At 48.4% G+C, this 16,357-nt stretch carries 19 protein-coding genes; 13 read left to right on the top strand and 6 right to left on the bottom strand.

The window, feature by feature from the left end:
- Positions 1–151 precede the first annotated feature (151 nt).
- Complete coding sequence (locus LL912_RS02290; RefSeq protein WP_235551939.1) at positions 152–376, bottom strand: hypothetical protein; 225 nt, start codon at positions 374–376, stop codon at positions 152–154.
- A gap of 496 nt (positions 377–872) precedes the next feature.
- Here LL912_RS02290 and LL912_RS02285 point away from each other — a divergent pair, with 496 nt between their 5' ends.
- The 3 genes from LL912_RS02285 to LL912_RS02275 all read left to right on the top strand — a co-directional run bounded on the left by LL912_RS02285 (position 873) and on the right by LL912_RS02275 (position 3,135).
- Entirely contained in the window at positions 873–1,094 is a 222-nt protein-coding gene (locus tag LL912_RS02285; protein ID WP_235551938.1) for a hypothetical protein, read from the top strand.
- Positions 1,095–1,174: 80 nt separating this feature from the next.
- Positions 1,175–2,107: a manganese catalase family protein gene (locus tag LL912_RS02280; protein WP_235551937.1), complete on the top strand. Its 933-nt coding sequence runs from the start codon at positions 1,175–1,177 to the stop codon at positions 2,105–2,107.
- A complete protein-coding gene (locus tag LL912_RS02275; RefSeq protein WP_235551936.1) occupies positions 2,089–3,135 on the top strand; it encodes an SDR family NAD(P)-dependent oxidoreductase in 1,047 nt (348 codons plus the stop codon). Before LL912_RS02280 ends, LL912_RS02275 begins: the two co-directional genes overlap by 19 nt.
- Positions 3,136–3,175: 40 nt before the next feature.
- On the opposite strand, the gene LL912_RS02270 is transcribed toward LL912_RS02275, so the two are convergent.
- Entirely contained in the window at positions 3,176–4,630 is a 1,455-nt protein-coding gene (locus LL912_RS02270; RefSeq protein WP_235551935.1) for an aminotransferase-like domain-containing protein, read from the bottom strand.
- Between the two features lie 87 nt (positions 4,631–4,717).
- Here LL912_RS02270 and LL912_RS02265 point away from each other — a divergent pair, with 87 nt between their 5' ends.
- The 3 genes from LL912_RS02265 to LL912_RS02255 all read left to right on the top strand — a co-directional run bounded on the left by LL912_RS02265 (position 4,718) and on the right by LL912_RS02255 (position 6,343).
- Positions 4,718–5,164, top strand: coding sequence for a GNAT family N-acetyltransferase (locus LL912_RS02265; protein WP_235551934.1), 447 nt, complete (start codon positions 4,718–4,720; stop codon positions 5,162–5,164).
- Positions 5,165–5,390: 226 nt separating this feature from the next.
- Complete coding sequence (locus LL912_RS02260) at positions 5,391–5,828, top strand: rhodanese-like domain-containing protein (RefSeq protein ID WP_235551933.1); 438 nt, start codon at positions 5,391–5,393, stop codon at positions 5,826–5,828.
- Positions 5,825–6,343 carry a TlpA family protein disulfide reductase gene (locus LL912_RS02255; RefSeq protein ID WP_235551932.1) on the top strand — a complete coding sequence of 173 codons (519 nt, stop codon included), beginning with the start codon at positions 5,825–5,827 and terminating at the stop codon, positions 6,341–6,343. Before LL912_RS02260 ends, LL912_RS02255 begins: the two co-directional genes overlap by 4 nt.
- Positions 6,344–6,376: 33 nt before the next feature.
- Here the strand turns inward: LL912_RS02255 and LL912_RS02250 are convergent, their stop codons facing one another.
- From LL912_RS02250 to LL912_RS02240, 3 genes are all read right to left on the bottom strand, one after another.
- A complete protein-coding gene (locus LL912_RS02250; protein WP_235551931.1) occupies positions 6,377–7,603 on the bottom strand; it encodes a hypothetical protein in 1,227 nt (408 codons plus the stop codon).
- Positions 7,604–7,699: 96 nt separating this feature from the next.
- The gene (locus LL912_RS02245) at positions 7,700–8,143 is read right to left on the bottom strand and encodes a Rieske (2Fe-2S) protein (RefSeq protein WP_235551930.1); all 444 of its coding nucleotides are present in this window, start codon (positions 8,141–8,143) and stop codon (positions 7,700–7,702) included.
- A gap of 97 nt (positions 8,144–8,240) precedes the next feature.
- Positions 8,241–9,443, bottom strand: a complete 1,203-nt coding sequence (locus tag LL912_RS02240; RefSeq protein ID WP_235551929.1) for a di-heme oxidoredictase family protein — start codon at positions 9,441–9,443, stop codon at positions 8,241–8,243.
- Between the two features lie 96 nt (positions 9,444–9,539).
- On the opposite strand from LL912_RS02240, the gene dinB reads away from it, so the two are divergent.
- The 4 genes from dinB to LL912_RS02220 all read left to right on the top strand — a co-directional run bounded on the left by dinB (position 9,540) and on the right by LL912_RS02220 (position 13,068).
- Positions 9,540–10,658: a DNA polymerase IV gene (gene dinB / locus LL912_RS02235; protein ID WP_235551928.1), complete on the top strand. Its 1,119-nt coding sequence runs from the start codon at positions 9,540–9,542 to the stop codon at positions 10,656–10,658.
- 480 nt (positions 10,659–11,138) lie between these two features.
- On the top strand, positions 11,139–11,951 hold the full coding sequence (locus tag LL912_RS02230) for a DUF4249 domain-containing protein (RefSeq protein WP_235551927.1): 813 nt from the start codon (positions 11,139–11,141) through the stop codon (positions 11,949–11,951).
- Between the two features lie 251 nt (positions 11,952–12,202).
- Complete coding sequence (locus tag LL912_RS02225; RefSeq protein WP_235551926.1) at positions 12,203–12,697, top strand: GNAT family N-acetyltransferase; 495 nt, start codon at positions 12,203–12,205, stop codon at positions 12,695–12,697.
- A 146-nt stretch (positions 12,698–12,843) separates the two neighbouring features.
- Entirely contained in the window at positions 12,844–13,068 is a 225-nt protein-coding gene (locus tag LL912_RS02220) for a hypothetical protein (RefSeq protein WP_235551925.1), read from the top strand.
- Positions 13,069–13,072: 4 nt separating this feature from the next.
- Here LL912_RS02220 and LL912_RS02215 read toward each other — a convergent pair whose 3' ends face one another.
- Complete coding sequence (locus LL912_RS02215; protein WP_235551924.1) at positions 13,073–14,116, bottom strand: ATP-grasp domain-containing protein; 1,044 nt, start codon at positions 14,114–14,116, stop codon at positions 13,073–13,075.
- A 419-nt stretch (positions 14,117–14,535) separates the two neighbouring features.
- On the opposite strand from LL912_RS02215, the gene LL912_RS02210 reads away from it, so the two are divergent.
- Genes LL912_RS02210 through LL912_RS02200 form a run of 3 tightly spaced genes read left to right on the top strand, consistent with a single transcriptional unit; the run spans position 14,536 to position 16,310 of the window.
- A complete protein-coding gene (locus LL912_RS02210) occupies positions 14,536–15,315 on the top strand; it encodes a (Fe-S)-binding protein (protein ID WP_235551923.1) in 780 nt (259 codons plus the stop codon).
- Positions 15,316–15,336: 21 nt separating this feature from the next.
- Positions 15,337–15,804: an SRPBCC family protein gene (locus tag LL912_RS02205; RefSeq protein ID WP_235551922.1), complete on the top strand. Its 468-nt coding sequence runs from the start codon at positions 15,337–15,339 to the stop codon at positions 15,802–15,804.
- On the top strand, positions 15,801–16,310 hold the full coding sequence (locus tag LL912_RS02200; RefSeq protein WP_235551921.1) for a hypothetical protein: 510 nt from the start codon (positions 15,801–15,803) through the stop codon (positions 16,308–16,310). The genes LL912_RS02205 and LL912_RS02200 overlap by 4 nt, the downstream gene beginning before the upstream one ends.
- Positions 16,311–16,357 lie beyond the last annotated feature (47 nt).

The raw sequence follows: 16,357 nt of genomic DNA, 5'->3' as shown, positions 1-16,357 counted from the left end.
GGATGATCCGTTTGCTCATCTGTTTTTTTATTAATAGGTTTCCCGTGCTCGGAGTTCGGCTCAGCAGGCGGATACAGTGCGCTATAATGAAAGGACTGTCCGAAGCTTTCCGGCAATCCTGCTACTCCGGTCTGGTTAACGATGCCGTCATTTACGCTGTACTTCCCCCCTCAGCATCCGCCTCCTCGTCTGCCTCCTGCCAATGCGATTCATCATCCTCCGGGTCGTCTTCATATCCGGCACCGGCTGCTCCATCCGTTTCCTTACCCCAACCTTCCCCGGGTTCATTCCTATGGATGACAGCGGCCAACAGCCTGGTATCATCGTATTCAATAATACCGCAAAATGATTTTTCAAGTCTGTTTGTGTACAACATAAGATTGTATTTTAAGTGTTAGAAAATGCCATGCTTTCCAGGCGGGCCGGATCGTTTATGAAACACGCCTTTTGTTTTTAACAACAAGCCCCAGGCCAGGAATGCCGCCCGTTCATCAGATCAGTTTCCCGAATCGTTCAGGCGTCTAACCACCCCGTCCGGCGAACCCATTTACACACAATCATAAATGCCAGGAACGGTTGTTCAGGAAATCGGACCACACTATGTAGAACCGTATTCCCATTTGAAGGAAGCAGATGCGACACAGAAATCCAACTTTTATATAAATGTCCCGGGTCGCTGCCACATATCGCAGCGCAACAAGATTTTATATCCGTAACGACGCCGCCGGTGCTTATCATGGCAGGCAATTTGGACCAGACAAAAAATGTTTGTAATTATCCTGGCAACCATTATTGTCCTCGTAATCATCGCCTGGGCGCTTTTAAAAGCTCCCCGGCGTAAATAATTTTTTAAACGCTCAAAACGATCAATTATGAATCATTCAGAAGGAAAAACCGCAAAGAGTATTGAACAGCAAACGGCGAAAATCCCGTCGGATGTATACCTGTGGACCGCAGTAACAGCAATGGCAACTTCGCTTACCTTTAAACTATTTAAACAGGACCACCGCGCGCTTTTTATCGGGCAATGGGTTGCACCTTTTTTGCTGTTTGGTATCTATAACAAAATTGTAAAAACAGAAGGCTCCGACTAATGCAATCATCTCCAAAGCAGTACTTCCCGCTGCCCTGTTTTTGCATCCCGTTTGTAATAAAAAATATAAAACGCATTCTTATGTTCCACCACGTAAAAGAACTTCAGTTTAATGTAAGGGTATCGAAGCCCGACCCCCGTTTTGCAAGATTATTGCTCGAGCAATTTGGTGGCTCCAATGGCGAGCTGAAAGCAGCTATGCAATATTTTATACAGGCTTTTCCCTGTAAGCGGGCTTATCCGGACAAGTATGATCTGCTTATGGATATTGCCACCGAGGAGTTTAGCCACCTTGAAATTGTAGGTGCCACCATCCAGTTGCTGCTTACAGGTGTAAACGGAGAACTGAAAAACGCTGCAGACACTTCCGAAATCATGCAGGTTATGAACGGTACGGCCGGCAAGGAAAGCTATATCCATGAAGCCATGGTAAATCCGCAGTTTGGCGTTCTTTCCGGCGGCGCGCCAATTTTATCAGACAGTTGTGGCAACCCCTGGAGCGGCACCTATATCAATGCCAATGGCGATCTTTCCGTGGATCTCCGGTCCAATATGGCTGCCGAATCAAGGGCTAAAATTGTTTATGAATATTTAATGCAGTTTACTGATGACCCTTATGTAAAAGAATCGCTGCAGTTTTTAATGACCCGGGAGATTGCACATTTCCAAATGTTTGAAGCCGCATTAGAAACCGTGCAACCTAATTTTCCCCAGGGCACGTTACAGGGTGATCCGCGCCACAGCAATAAGTATTACAATATGTCCAACGGAGAAGAAATGCGTGGCCCCTGGAATGAAGGCATCAGCACCAAACTCGGCGAGGAGTGGCAATATATAGAAGATCCCATTAACCATGTGCGGGACACGGAAGGACTGGCAACGGAATCTATCGAGGGTACGGACCGGACAATCGAAGAAGTAGCGGAAACAGACCAGGAGCTTGGACAGGAGCGCAAAGAAGAAATTTCAGAAGCCGAAGCCGCAAGTCCCCTGCAATGGAACGCGTATTCATAAAGCCGCGGTCTTTGGTATCACCATACCTGTTATTGATGCTCGCTTTTGTGCAATGGCTGGCGACCGGGTGTACCACACATCGTTTAAGTCGCTCCAAACAAAAAAGGATTGATCAGCAGGTATGGGTGATCACCGGGGCCTCGAGCGGTTTAGGGCGTGGCATAGCCCTTGAAGCAGGCCGATGCAAGGCCCGGGTGGTGCTTGCCGCCCGAAACAGGGAAGCCCTTGAAGCCGTTGCCACAGAGATCCGGCGTTACGGTGGTGAAGCCTGGGTTGCTCCAACGGATGTGAGCGACACCATGGCGGTACAGTTGCTGCGGTCGGGTACGGTTGCCCGGTGGAAGAAGATTGATGTTTGGGTAAATAATGCCGGTGTAACGGCAATGGGAAGTTTGTGGGAAGTACCATTAAAGGATCAGAGCCGGGTTATCGATGTGAATCTGAAAGATACTTTATATGGAAGTTATGAAGCCATCAGGCAGTTCCGGCAGCAGGGCTACGGACAACTGATCAATATCGTGTCGGCAGAAAGCAGGCTGCCAACGCCCTACCAAACAGGCTATGTGGCCGCCAAAGCCGGTATCAAAAACATGGGCATTGCGCTGCGCCAGGAGCTGCGCCTGGCCGGTATGAAAGCGATCCGGATCGTATCCGTAGATCCCTGGGCATTGAATACCCCCATCTGGGATCACGCCGCCAGCTATAGCGGCCGTGCTCCCCGTATGGGTTTTATGGACCGAACTTCCAAAGCGGTAAATGCCGTGCTGCATGCGGCTGCATCATCCAAAAACCGAGACATCGCTGTCGGTTGGAAAACACAGGCAGCCTATTTTTTTCATCATTTGTTCCCCACGCTTGCCTACCGGATATCGGCCAATATCGTATACAAATACCAGGTAAAGAAAGCTCCTTCTATGGAACCCTCGTCCGGCAACCTGTATCAATCCATTCCTCCCCGGCAGGTAGAGACAGATATCCGTCAACGCATGAAGCGGGAAAAAGCGCAAAAAAGATCCGGTGTCAGGTAGCAACAGACGCTCTTGTCTTCTTTATATATTTTTGCTGCAGTTACGGGTTATACAGGCGGCTTAAACTCTCCTTTAAGACATGCACGGCCGTTTCCAGCTCTTTCTCATTCATGGAAGCAAAACCAAAACGAAAGGCATTTTGCACCGTATCTATCCTCAGGATCTTTAACTGCGTGATGGCTTCAAGCCGGTTTACGGGGTATTCCGGTAACAACCGGATCCAAATGGCCATGCCTCCTGACGGCAATGTATAGGAAAGAACCGTTCCCAGGTGTTCTTTCAGAAGTTGGTCCAGAAAATCTCTCCGCTGATGATAGATCTTCTTTGCTTTTTTAAGATGCCGTTTGAGTTCCCCGCTTTTAATTAAAGCCGCCAGTGCATTTTGCATATATCCATCTCCGCCTACATCGATAAGGGTCCGGAGCGCTTTACACTGTTCGATAAAATTCCGCGGCGCCACCATAAACCCGATGCGCAGGGAAGGGTCCAGTATTTTTGAAAACGAGCCGATATAAATCACGTTTCCGGCATGTTCCCCGCTTGCAAGTGGCAAATAAGGCGACGAAGTGTAATGGTAATCATAATCGTAGTCATCTTCAATAATTGCAAAACCAAACCTTTTTGACAATTCAAGCAGTTTCATCCTCCGGGCGGGGCTTAAGGTTACCGTGGTTGGATAATGATGGTGCGGAATCGCATAAACAGCAACAACCTTCCGCTTCATACAGATCGCTTCAATTGCGTCGGTATCGATGCCTTGCTCATCCACAGCCACTTCAACCAGGCGGGCCTTTGCTTCTTTGAATGTTCCATTAGCAACCGGGTAATTGGGTGCACCCGCAATCACAGCCGCCTTTGGATAAAGCAGCAGCCGGGCAGCCAGGTAAATACCCATCTGTGCGCCATGTGTAATTAAAAGATTTTCTGCTGCGCTATTCAAACCTCTTGTTTCCGACAGATAACGAGCCAATTCCTCCCGTAACTGCAGGGTGCCCTGCTCCGTTCCGGAGTGCGCGTTCCTTATGGCGAACGTTCTTGAGGTATACGACCGGTAGGTTTTCAACAGCTCGTCAATCGGAGACAGCCTGACATCCGGGTGCCCGTCATCAATAATCATTTGCGGGACGTCCGCAACGCCCGCTTTCGTTACCGGCGTTACCATGCGGAACGGAAGCGCAAATGAATGTGCATAAGATGCAATACGCGGTGTATGATTCCATTTCCGAGGTTTTAATAACGGGATAGTTTCCGATACCCACACCCGTTTTCTCGGCACGATCTGTATCCAGTCCTGCGCATGCAGTTCATCGTAGGCAGCTATCACCGTTTTCCGGTGAACGCCTAGCACTCCTGCCAGTTCACGACTGCCGGGAAGACCCGCTCCTGGTGTCAGCACACCATTCCGTATGGCCGCTGCAATGGCGTAAACGATCTGTTGATAAACCGGCACTTTGCGTCTTTTATCGATCAGAATAATACTTTCTAATGGAAACATTCTGGACTACTTATTAACTAAAATCTGGACCACAAAAGTAGTCCTGTTTAAGCATACTTTTACGGCATTAATCAAATAAAAACAGCAATGGATTACAAAATCAAAAAAGCGGGTTTGGAAGACCTGGAAGCTGCAGCCGTTCTCTTCAATCTTTACCGGATATTTTACCGCCAGGAACCTGATGTAGAAAAAGGGAAAGCCTTTCTTAAAGAGCGGCTACTGAATCATGAATCCGATATCTTTCTGATCCTGGCAGGTGAACAGGCCGTGGGATTCGTGCAGCTATATAAATTATTCCACTATACCAAACTAAAAAAACAGTGGCTCCTAAGCGATCTGTTTGTACACCCCGATTACAGAGGCAAGGGACTATCCGTGGCATTAATTGACCGCTGCAAGCAATGGTGCGAAGAAACCGGCGCCTGCGGGTTAATGCTCGAAACAGAAAAAACCAACGCCATCGGCAATAAGCTCTACCCCCGTTGCGGATTTGAATACGACGGGCTACATAATTATTATCATTGGTGGATGTAACGGCGGCACTTCATTATAGGCAGCGCCTGCATGCAGCGCTTATTAGATCAGGAAAAGTTTAGTCCAACGGGCTGCGCTTTTTTTTGATCGGCCAGGATCAATGCTGCAGGTTCGCTTTTTTTGCGCCTTCAAAATCCCCGTTTTTTGGAAGCCGTCCTGTTATACCTTCCGCCCATCGCCTTTTGGTCGGGGAGCACAAACCTGTATCTTTACCAAAAGATGGATTATGAAGCACGTGTTTTTCCTGCATATTGTATTGTTTTTATTAAAAGGAACGGCCGCGGCGCAACCTACAAAAGAGCCTTGGAGCGAAGCGCAGCTAATGGCTACGCAAACCCTTGCGGCCCAGATCAGCAAAAAAACAGACGATCACCTGCTGATTGTATCAGTGGGCCCCGATGCCGTTATAAAAGGTTCTGTTAATATGGGGCCGGCCCATGAGCCGGAGCACCTGAAGCAGTTAAAGCGCTACCTGAAAAAAATCCCCAGGACTAAAGAGATCGTTCTGTATTGCGGCTGTTGTCCGTTTGACCGGTGCCCCAATATCCGGCCGGCTTTCAAAACAATAACCGGTATGGGCTTTAAAAAAGCATGGCTGCTGAACATCCCTAAAAATATAAAGACGGACTGGCTGGATAAGCAGTACCCCGTAAATGAAGAATGATGTACCGGGTCTTCAGCACATTCATCGTTTGCCTGGTTGCCGGTACCTGTATCGCTCAGAGCTCCCTGTTAAAAACCGGACAGCATGCACCGGAAATCAGCATGCCCCGGATTGACGGCCAGCCATTCACACTCAATGCGCTAAAAGGCCGGCTGATCCTGATTGATTTCTGGGCCAGCTGGTGTGCGCCCTGTGTAAAAGAACAACCGCTGCTAAAAGAACTGTATAAAAAATTCGCAGCCTCCGTTAAAGAAAACAAATTTGAAATGGTGGGGGTTTCGTTAGACAAAGACAAACGTACCTGGGAAAAAATGGTGGCCCGTTTAAAAATCAACTGGATACAGGTAAGCGATCTTAAATTCTGGAAAAGCGCAGCAGCTAAGGACTACGGCATTGAAGCACTTCCGTTTAACGTGGTGCTCAACGAACAAAACCAGGTCATTGCCATCAATCTTCATGGAAAAGAACTGGAAGCATTTATACAACAGCACCTGGAACCGCGGCCGCCGGAATAGAGCGGTGCCGGTGCATTTTATGGATATCGTCTTCTAGAAATAAGTGGAGAGCCCGAACTGAAATCCCGCGATCTTTTTAGCGGGGTTTCCCAGCAGATCGCGGTGCCATTCATACCGGTAATTGGCTCGCAGCACCGTTTGCGCCGAAGGCCGGAAGCTGATACCCGGAACAATGGCCGTAACCTGGTCATAGATCTTCCCGCCGGTTTCCATAAACCGTCCCACATTATAGTCGGCATATTCTCCTCTTAAAGCAAGATTGATCGCAGCCTGGTTCCACCCCAGCAGCTCCCGTTGAAGAATGGGCTGCACCAGATCGACAAACCCGCCTTGCTGCCGGCGGCCATATTGCTGCGTATAGGTAGGAGGAACCCCGATCCAGGCCCATACCCATTCCCCGGTAATGGCCGTATTCCATTTTGATAAACGGGTATTATAATCCAGTGCTAAAAAATCCACCCGTCTCTTTTTATCCAGGTCAATCCCGTCTTCCCGGTATTTATTATAAACCCCGCCCATCCAGGAAATGCCGATTTCACCTAAGCGGCGATGCCGCACCGCTCCCTTTAAAGTTACCAACGGCGCTCCGTTAAAACTTTCCTCAAAACGCGCTGCATTGGCTTTTGCAGCGGGCATCCAGGTACGGTTTTGATTGTTGTTAATAATCTTGTTATCAAACCCATTTGTCAGATAAGCTTCATAAGCCCATACCCAGTTATCCCGGGCGTATTTTCCAAATACACCAAAGCCAACCGTGCTCCAGGTAGCAGGAATGATGGTCGTTGCTGCAACCGGGCGACTGATAAATTCCCATTTGGGGCCATCATGATTCTGGTTGAAGGCGCCGATCGGGTTCATGATAACCCCTCCACGAAGATTCAGCAATGGGTTTAATTCCACATCCACCGATGCAAATTCAATATTGATCTCACGTCCGCCCTCCTCCAGTTCTATTTCTGAAAGGAATTTGATCCGTCTCCGGATGGTAGATGCGATAAACAAAGTGAGCCGGGGCAGCTGGAACGACAATCCTTCCGAAACGCCATCTTCACTGAAGTAGGCGGAGTTCGCTTCCACATAACCTCCTAATATGGCTGGCAATTTTCCTGCCTGCACAAAGGGCCGGTTGTAAACGGCATCCATATTCATTTTGAGACTGCCGGTATCCGGAACGATCCGTTTAAAAAGGGCCGTATCCCGCTGTGCGCGGGCAATACCGGTCATTGTCAGCAATATTAATAATAAAAAAAAACGTTTCATTCCGATAAGTTTCTTGGACGCCTGTCCAGGCAGGCGATTACAGGTTTGATAAAATTTTCAGCAGAGGTATGCGTCCGGACACCGGCAGTAATGCCCTCATGCCAGATCAATCAACAGGCTTTTTTCTTCGACCTTAACAGGGAAAACGCGTAATGGCGCATCCGCTGGGCCTTGCACAACTTCCCCCTTTGTATTAAATTCACTGCCGTGCGCTGGACAGGTAAGCAATGCTCCGGCAACATTTAGTTCGTTATATTGATGACTGCAGCGCAGTAATAACGCTGTATAATCAGCAGCACTTTCCCGGTAGATAACAATGGGATAATTCAGGCGCTCATTACTAACCACCAGGTAGCGTTTATATTGAGTAGAATCTTTTTTTTCCGCAATAAAAGCCGATAACGGCACCTGTAGCTGGTTATGGCCGTTGATGGGCATCTGCAGATGCCTGGATGTGGTACAGCTTTCCGCAAGCGCGCCCAGCCCCAGGATACCCAAACAGGTAAAACCACATTGTTGTAAAAATTGCTGCCGTTTCATAATTTAATTTTATCATTTTACGGGCCGGGCACCTGCAGGTTGTCACCAGGCGGCGCTATCCATCTCTGTGTTAAAAGCAATGGTTGTATGCACGTATTTAAAGACTTTCTAAAAATTTAATCAGTTCTTGCTGCTCCGGTTCCGTTAGCTGCTGAAAACGATCACGGCTTTGCTGTGCTTCTCCCCCATGCATGAGAATCGCTTCACGGATGCTTCCCGCCCGGCCATCATGCATCAGGAAATAGCTTCCGCCCTGCGCATTCATTGAAAGCCCCAGCCCCCAGAGCGGAGGCGTTCTCCATTCCTCCGGCAAGGCAGTTCCTTCGGTATATCCGTCATTTAGGCCAGGCCCCATATCGTGTAACAGCAGGTCGGTGTACGGATAAAAAACTTTGTACGAAAGCGCAGCGATGGACGAATAACCGGTCTTCAGTTCCGGCACATGGCAACTGCTGCAGCGAAGCGCCAGGAAGTGCTGCCGGCCGGCCTTTACTACTGCGTTTTCCGGCTTGCGTTGAAAGGGCACTTTCAGTGTTTTCAGGTAGAAGACCACATCCAGTACTTTGGCAATACTGATCTCCGGGTCAATGGCGTGCCCGTTATAGGTATCGTGCGGCTCATATGCAGAAGTAATACCCATATCCTGGTTATAAGCCGTGGCTGTTTGCTGCAATAAATCATACACAGCAGCTTTTTTACCAAACCGCCCGATATATTTTCCATTCTGTTGTACCGCACCCGTTCTCAGGGAACAATAGCCGGGCAATGTAATCCAGTTGGGTCTTCCGGAGATACCGTCGCCATCCGCGTCATCCGGATCTGCATATTTCAGCAGTTCTGCATCCGGTACGGCGTCCAGGAAGCCCAGGCCTGTATTTGCGGGAGGCATAAACCGGGAGAAAGTGGCTCCGGCGGGAAGCTGCTCGGGTAAAAAACCAGGCAACGCACGATGTTGTAACTGAGGGCCACCCTGCTGAAGGTACCGGTTACCTGATGTATCCGGTTGTCCGAAGCGCGTTAATGTAGTAAACGGATGGCCTTTTCCGTCGCCTGCATGACAGCTGCCACAGGATGTAGCCACAAATAAAGGCCCCAGGCCGGTTTCTGCCACAAACACTTCGTCATTAAACGCTACATCCCCCCGCAGGAACTGCAGGTGCTGATCCGTTGTAAGTCCCTCTACGGGGCCATCCAGCAGTTGATCTTTGGCCGGCGCTCCGGGCAGCATTTTCTGACAAGCCATCATTGCGACCATCAGCAGCAAGGCAAACCCGATCACCCGTATATAATTTTTCGACATTTCAATTCATTTTGTTAGATGACCCTAACTTAAAAAAAATACAATCCTAACAATTAATTTCCAGTTTTCCAAAAAAATAAAAAATTAGGCCAGGAAATGATAGCCTTACTTTGCGGTGAAAACCAGGTTTTGCAGCGAAAAATCATTCATATTGATATGGACGCGTTCTATGCTTCGGTAGAGCAGCGCGATTTCCCGGAATACCGCGGGAAGCCATTGGTGGTAGGTGGTTCGCCGGAAGGGCGTGGCGGTGTGGTAGCCACGGCCAGCTATGAAGCCCGGAGATATGGGATCCATTCGGCCATGTCTTCCAAAACAGCACAGCGGCTTTGCCGGGAGGCCATTTTTGTGTTTCCCCGCTTTGAGGCCTACAAAGCCGTATCAAGGCAGATCCATGCCATCTTCCACCAGTACACCGATCTGATTGAGCCGCTCTCGCTGGACGAAGCCTATCTGGATGTAACGGAAGACAAGCCGGGCATCGGGTCTGCCATGGATATTGCAAAAGCGATCAAACAGGCGATAAAGGATGAGCTGAAGCTGACTGCATCCGCAGGGGTATCAGTCAATAAATTCGTGGCCAAGATTGCCTCCGGTATGCAAAAACCTGACGGGCTTACGTTTATAGGGCCTTCTAAAGTAGCCGCATTTATGGAACAATTGCCGGTGGAAAAATTTCATGGTGTAGGCCGGGTTACTGCTGCAAAGATGAAACAGATGGGGTTACACACCGGTGCCGATCTGAAAAAGATGCAGGAAGCCGACCTTGTACGGCATTTTGGCAAACCAGGAAAATTTTACTACCAGATCGTAAGAGGCATTGACGAGCGGCCGGTTGAGTCAGACCGGGAAACAAAATCCGTCAGCGTGGAAGACACGTACCAGGAAGACATCACCTCAAAAACGGCTATGCTCCGGGAACTGGAAGTACTTGCTGAAAAGCTGGAGGAACGGCTGCTTCGGGCCGGTCTGAAGGGTCGCACGGTAACGGTCAAGTTCAAGTTTCACGACTTTACCATCAGCACCCGCAGCCACTCACTGCTGACCTCCTTCAACGACCGCGACCGGTTGATGGATACCGTGCGGCTCATCCTGGATAAAGCCGATTTTTTAGACCGGAAAGTACGGCTATTGGGTGTAGGGCTTTCAAACTTTGATTCTCCTGGGGAAGAGGCCGGCAATGCACATGCGGGTAACCAGCTCCGGCTGTTTTAATTTCCATCTTTTTATCATACCGTACCTTTGCCGGTAAAGGTAGCTGTCAGGTATCGTTTGCTTCCGCACCATCACAGCATACCAAAGGTTCGAACTGCAACTAAACATTTCTTTGTGCTTCTCCGTGTCTTTCAGCCTTAGTGGCATAACTCACCTCATTGCACGCAGCAACGCCAAGAAGCAACGACGCGGCAGCTTAACATCCATCATAAAAATTTAAGGAACAAATAGGTTTAATACTTCTTGTGTTTCTTTGTGTCTTTCCGTCTTCGTGGCCCGCTCACACCCGCCTCAGCAACGACATTCAATAGTCAAAACCGCTGTAAAGCAAAAAAGGCCTGCCCTGAAAAGAGCTGGCCGTTGCTAACCTATGAAAAACACCACGTGCAAGATACAGAAAATAAATCAGAAAAAAGAAAAAGAATTATTTTTACAAAAAAAAATCCGGCCGCGCCTATCCGGCGCCCGTTTTACCGGTTTATGACACCTGATCTCCGACCTTTTTATATGCTCCTGCTGCTGCTGTTCGCCTGCTGTTCCTGCAGAAAGGTGATCTATCCGGAATATGAAGCCGGAACAGCACCTAAAACCGTCATACAGGCCAGTCTTACCGATCAGAAGGACTCTGCCGTTGTATTTATTTCCGAAACCCTGGCGGTGGATGCGCCCAATGCTTACTCAGGAAAAGATGGCGCCATCGTTTCTATTACCGGTAACGGAAGTGCACCCGTAATTCTCAATTCCCGGGGCAATGGCCGGTATACTGCACATATTGCCACCAGCGCCGGCTCCGCTTACACCTTAAAGGCCCAGGTAGAAGGGGTTACCTATAGTGCCGTTTCCACGATGCCGGCAAAAGTGGCATTCGATTCACTTTTTATTACACAACGGAGCATCCTGGGAAGAACCCTGCGGATCCCTACCGTCGTTTTTACCGACCCGCCGGCCAGCGGCAATTATTACCGGTTCATTTTATCAGTAGACGGCTTCGAAAGCACTACCATCTTTATTGAAAACGACCGCTTGTTTAACGGCAACAAAATGACACTAGAACTGCTGGATGTGTTTACCGACAGCAATGCCCCAACCTTTATTGATCCATACGACCGCGTCATTGTCGAAATGCAATGCATCAGCAAAGATACTTTTGATTATTTCAGTCAGCTGAAAGCCGGAGCGCTCGGTGAGGGCAACAGCTCCAACCCCGGTAACCCACTGTCCAATATTGCCGGCGGGGCCCTGGGTTATTTCAGCGTCCACACCTCCGAAAAAAAAGAGCTGTTTGCGGACTAATATCATGGCAACAATCCCTGCAGGTCGCCTCCTGCCGATCTTTTGTTTCTTTATCCCCGTACAAATTCCGCACAGAAAATCTTAAAGTAAGCACCCCATAACCGCCTTTTCTGTACACCGCTGTAAAATCTGCGGGCACGAAAGCAGCCCCACCGCTGATCGACGATTCATTTGTCTACATTAAATCCGGATTATCTGCAGAAATAGTCCCGGGAAAAGATTCACCGGCGGAATTTGCTACATTTGAACCGATGAATCTGAAAACAACAACACCGGCATCCATGGAGATCCGGCAAATCCGGTCCGGCGAAGCCTTCCTGGTGGTACCGCTTTTTGACCAGTACCGGGTATTTTACAAACAAACATCCGATATTCCAAGAGCGAAGGCGTTTATAGAGGCACGGTTGCAGCAGCATGAATCAGTAATTTTTGTAGCCTTTGCAAAACAAAACGACCTGTTGCATCCTGTTGGATTCACACAGCTCTACCCCACCTATTCTTCCGTAAGAACGGTTAAGAACTGGATCCTGAACGACCTGTTCGTGGAAGCCGCTTACCGGAAAAACGGATTTGGAGAAGCGCTGATCCGCAAAGCCATGGAGTTTGCAGCTGCAACCGGCGCCCATTTTTTACAGCTGGAAACCGCAACCGATAATTTTACAGCGCAAAAACTGTACGAACAGATCGGGTTTCAGCAACAACAGCCAGACACGGATTTCCTGCTATACCGGTACACGCTTATATAACCAGAAAGGTGGTGGCACCCGGCGACCTTTTTGGTTAAAAAACTAAAGGTGTATTCGCACATTCGACAAGGATCCGTCCGCTCAGTGCAGATCTCTTACGCCCCTCGCCGGCAAAAAAGCAGAATGCGCTCCATCAAATAGGTTGGATGCGGGTACAGGCAGATCAGTTGGTCATTTGCTATTTTGCGGTTACCTTTACGGAAAACGATACATCCATGTCATTATTGAACCAAAAGAACCAAAAGGACAAAAAAAATAAAGACAAAAAAGGGGGTACAGCCACGGCTGCCAGTTCAAAATTCATACAAAAACCCAAAAGCTCGGGGTTTGTAAGCAAACAACAAAATACCGGTTCCCAGCGGGGCAGTTAACGGCTTAATCAAATTGCTCCAATATTTTAAAATGCTTCCGGGAAGCACGCAGGAATGCTTTTCCTTTTCGGAATGACCAATAGGGCACTCCCTGCTTGTAATTATATCGGCTGATGGTGTATAGTGCCTTCCAGTGCCGGAGGATTTCCTTATAGGCCGCGCCCAGCGGCATATTGCAATCATAAATATGATTGGGCTCTGCTCCTGCCCCGTTAAATTCCAGTATCATAAAATTCTTTCCGGCCTTAAGATCTTCTATGGAAGTGGCTTTGATATCATACCGGCCGTAAAAAAAACTTTCATTATAATGACTGAGCCTGTCAAAAACACTCAGTAACCGGTCATCGATCTCCGCATGCAGGTTGGTAAACCGGGCTCCGCGGTTATGATTACCGGCATAGGAAAGGTAAAAGATCTCCTGATCCGGCAGTACCCGGTCATAACGGTGCCGGTGCCGGTGCTCCATCTCCTCCAACCGGTAGCGGGCCCTGGGATGTTGCTGAATCAATTGCTCAAGCGTGCTCTTTCCATCACCCTTCACCTGCAACAATTCCTTGTGAATAAAACCCGAAACCACGCCTTTTTTCTCCCAGGGATACCGGTAATAAAACACACTCACTTCAACCGGATGGTCCACCTTTGCCTGCGCAATATATTCCACTGGCATCCGGTCATGGTATTTCTTTAGTTGCTGTTCATTCTCAATCACCCGGAACAGGATGCCCTTCATACCCACATCTGGCTTTACAATAAAAGGATATTGAAGCCCCGATTGTTCTACCTGAGCCTGTACGGTTTCAAAAGGAAGACCGTTCCGGATATAAATGGTAAGCGGCACCACTTCGGTGGGAAGTTGTTCATACATTTCTTTTTTCCCTTCCCCCTCAAAACCGCCAAAAGCGATGGTAGGATTGCTGGGTGTAAAAAACCAAAAAGACCTGCTGCGTAAACAATACCAGAGCCAAACCGGGCTGATCGGCGCATACAGCACGTTAAAATTCCATAATTCCCAGCTAAAGATTCTTTTAAAAAATTTCCTTACACTCATTAATAAAATATGCGCAAATATAAGCATCCCCCTGTGGGGAATGTAAAATAACCAATTTAAAACAATCAATGTAAAACCAAAGGCCCATTACCGCTCATTAATGCTTGCCGGGGGCAGAATCACTATTTTTACATTTTTCATTCTACATTTTATATTCAATATTCCCGCAGGGACCGGAATATGAAATAACCAATATAAAATATTAAATGTAGAAGTAAAGCCCCGTTCATTATGCCTGACCAAAGCGGGATTACTACTTTACATTTCTCATTCCACACTTTATATTCAATATTCCCGCTGGGACCGGAACCTTGATTTTCAAATTTTCAAATTCCCAAATTTCAACATCCCCGCATTCTCAAATTCTCACATTTCCACATTCTTATCATACCTTCGTGTACAATTGAATTGATAAAAGAATGAGTATAGCTACTGTAGCGGAATTGTTTGCAAAGGGCGAAACCCCGGAAGTGTTGTTTTGGGTAGGTTGTGCCGGTAGTTTTGACCAGCGCGCCCAGCGCATTACCCGGGCTTTTGCAGCCATGCTGGACAAAACAGGCATCCGGTATGCCATACTGGGAAAAGAGGAAATGTGCACCGGCGACCCGGTACGGCGGGCCGGCAACGAGTTCATGTTCCAGATGATGGCCTACCAGAATATCCAGATATTGAATGGTTATAATATAAAAAAGATCGTTACAGCCTGCCCGCATTGTTTCAATACACTTAAAAATGAGTACCCCGCGCTGGGAGGAAATTACGAGGTAATGCATCACACTACATTTTTGCAGCAGCTGATCGAAGAAGGACGGATCAAGATAAAAGAAGGCGGCGCTTTCAAGGGCAAAAAGATTACTTACCACGACAGCTGTTACCTTGGGCGTGCCAATGATATTTACGAGGCCCCCCGGAAAGTACTGGAATTGCTCGATGCGGAACTGGTGGAAATGAAACGCTGCCGCAGCAAAGGACTGTGCTGCGGAGCCGGAGGCGCCCAGATGTTTAAAGAAGAGGAAAAAGGTACCACGCGCGTCAACCTCGATCGCAGCAGGGAAGCGATAGAAACCGGAGCTTCGGTGATCGCCTCGGCCTGCCCGTTCTGCAACACCATGATGACCGACGGTGTTAAAAACGCTGAAAAAGAAGACAAGGTTCAGGTATTGGATATTGCGGAAATCATTGCCGGCGAACTGGAATAAACCGTTATCCGAATCAATATTATGGTTACAAATATTTCTAAAATCACCATTGATGCGCGCCCGCAAAAAGTTTGGAATGCCCTCACCCTGCCGGAACTGGTAAAACAATGGCAATATGGAAGCGAGCTGACCACCGACTGGCAACCCGGCAGCCCCATCCGTTTTACCGCAAAATGGCAGGACCAGGTCTTCGAACAGTGGGGCACCGTGCTGGAAATGCAGCCTTACCGGCAGATCGTTTACAACCTGTTTGCGCCGCGCCCCGGACTGGAAGACCGGCCGGAACATTATTTTACGATGTACTATCTCCTGACTGAAAACAACGGGAAAACCGAACTGGAGATCCGGCAGCTCGACAACCGCCCGGGCGCCCGGCAGGAGCCACCCCAGGGCGACGAAAACCCGGTACTTCAGGCATTGAAAAAAATAGCGGAATTGAACGAAACAGGCGTTCCGCCTGTTATAGCTGAAACAGATAATGAAATATGAATTTAGAATATAAACATCTTTTAAATTCCAGCTTCTCCCCTTATTCCAGGGTTTGGGTTTACCAGTCATCCCGGCTGTTAAGTCTTTCAGAGGCCTTTGATGCGGAAGACCAGATCCGGGAATTTACCGAGGCCTGGGTGAGTCATGCCGACGATGTTAAGGCGGAAGGCCATTTGTTCTTTGGACGCTTTGTGGTGCTGATGGCCGACGAAACTCATATAAAAGTAAGCGGCTGCAGCACCGACAGCTCGGTACGTTTTATAAAAAAACTGGGAGAAACCTTTAAAGTGGATTTTTTCAACCGCCAGAACCTGGCCTTTGTCAAAAACGACAAGATTGAAATACTTCCCTTGTCGCAGGTAAAATATGCCCTGGAGCACCAGATCCTGACGCCGGATTCGCTTTATTTCAACAACCTGGTGCTTAACAAAGCAGAACTGGAAAATGACTGGATCATACCGGTTAAAGACAGCTGGCTGGCAAAAAAAACGGGCATCGCCGTCTGATCCGGAAAGCGGTTTTCTCCTGCCGGGAGGCATCCGGGTTGGTAAAA

The organism is Niabella agricola, assembly GCF_021538615.1.
GTDB lineage: Bacteria > Bacteroidota > Bacteroidia > Chitinophagales > Chitinophagaceae > Niabella > Niabella agricola.
Note: the sequence above shows the minus strand (reverse complement) of the source record. Positions and strands in the feature narration are given on the sequence as shown.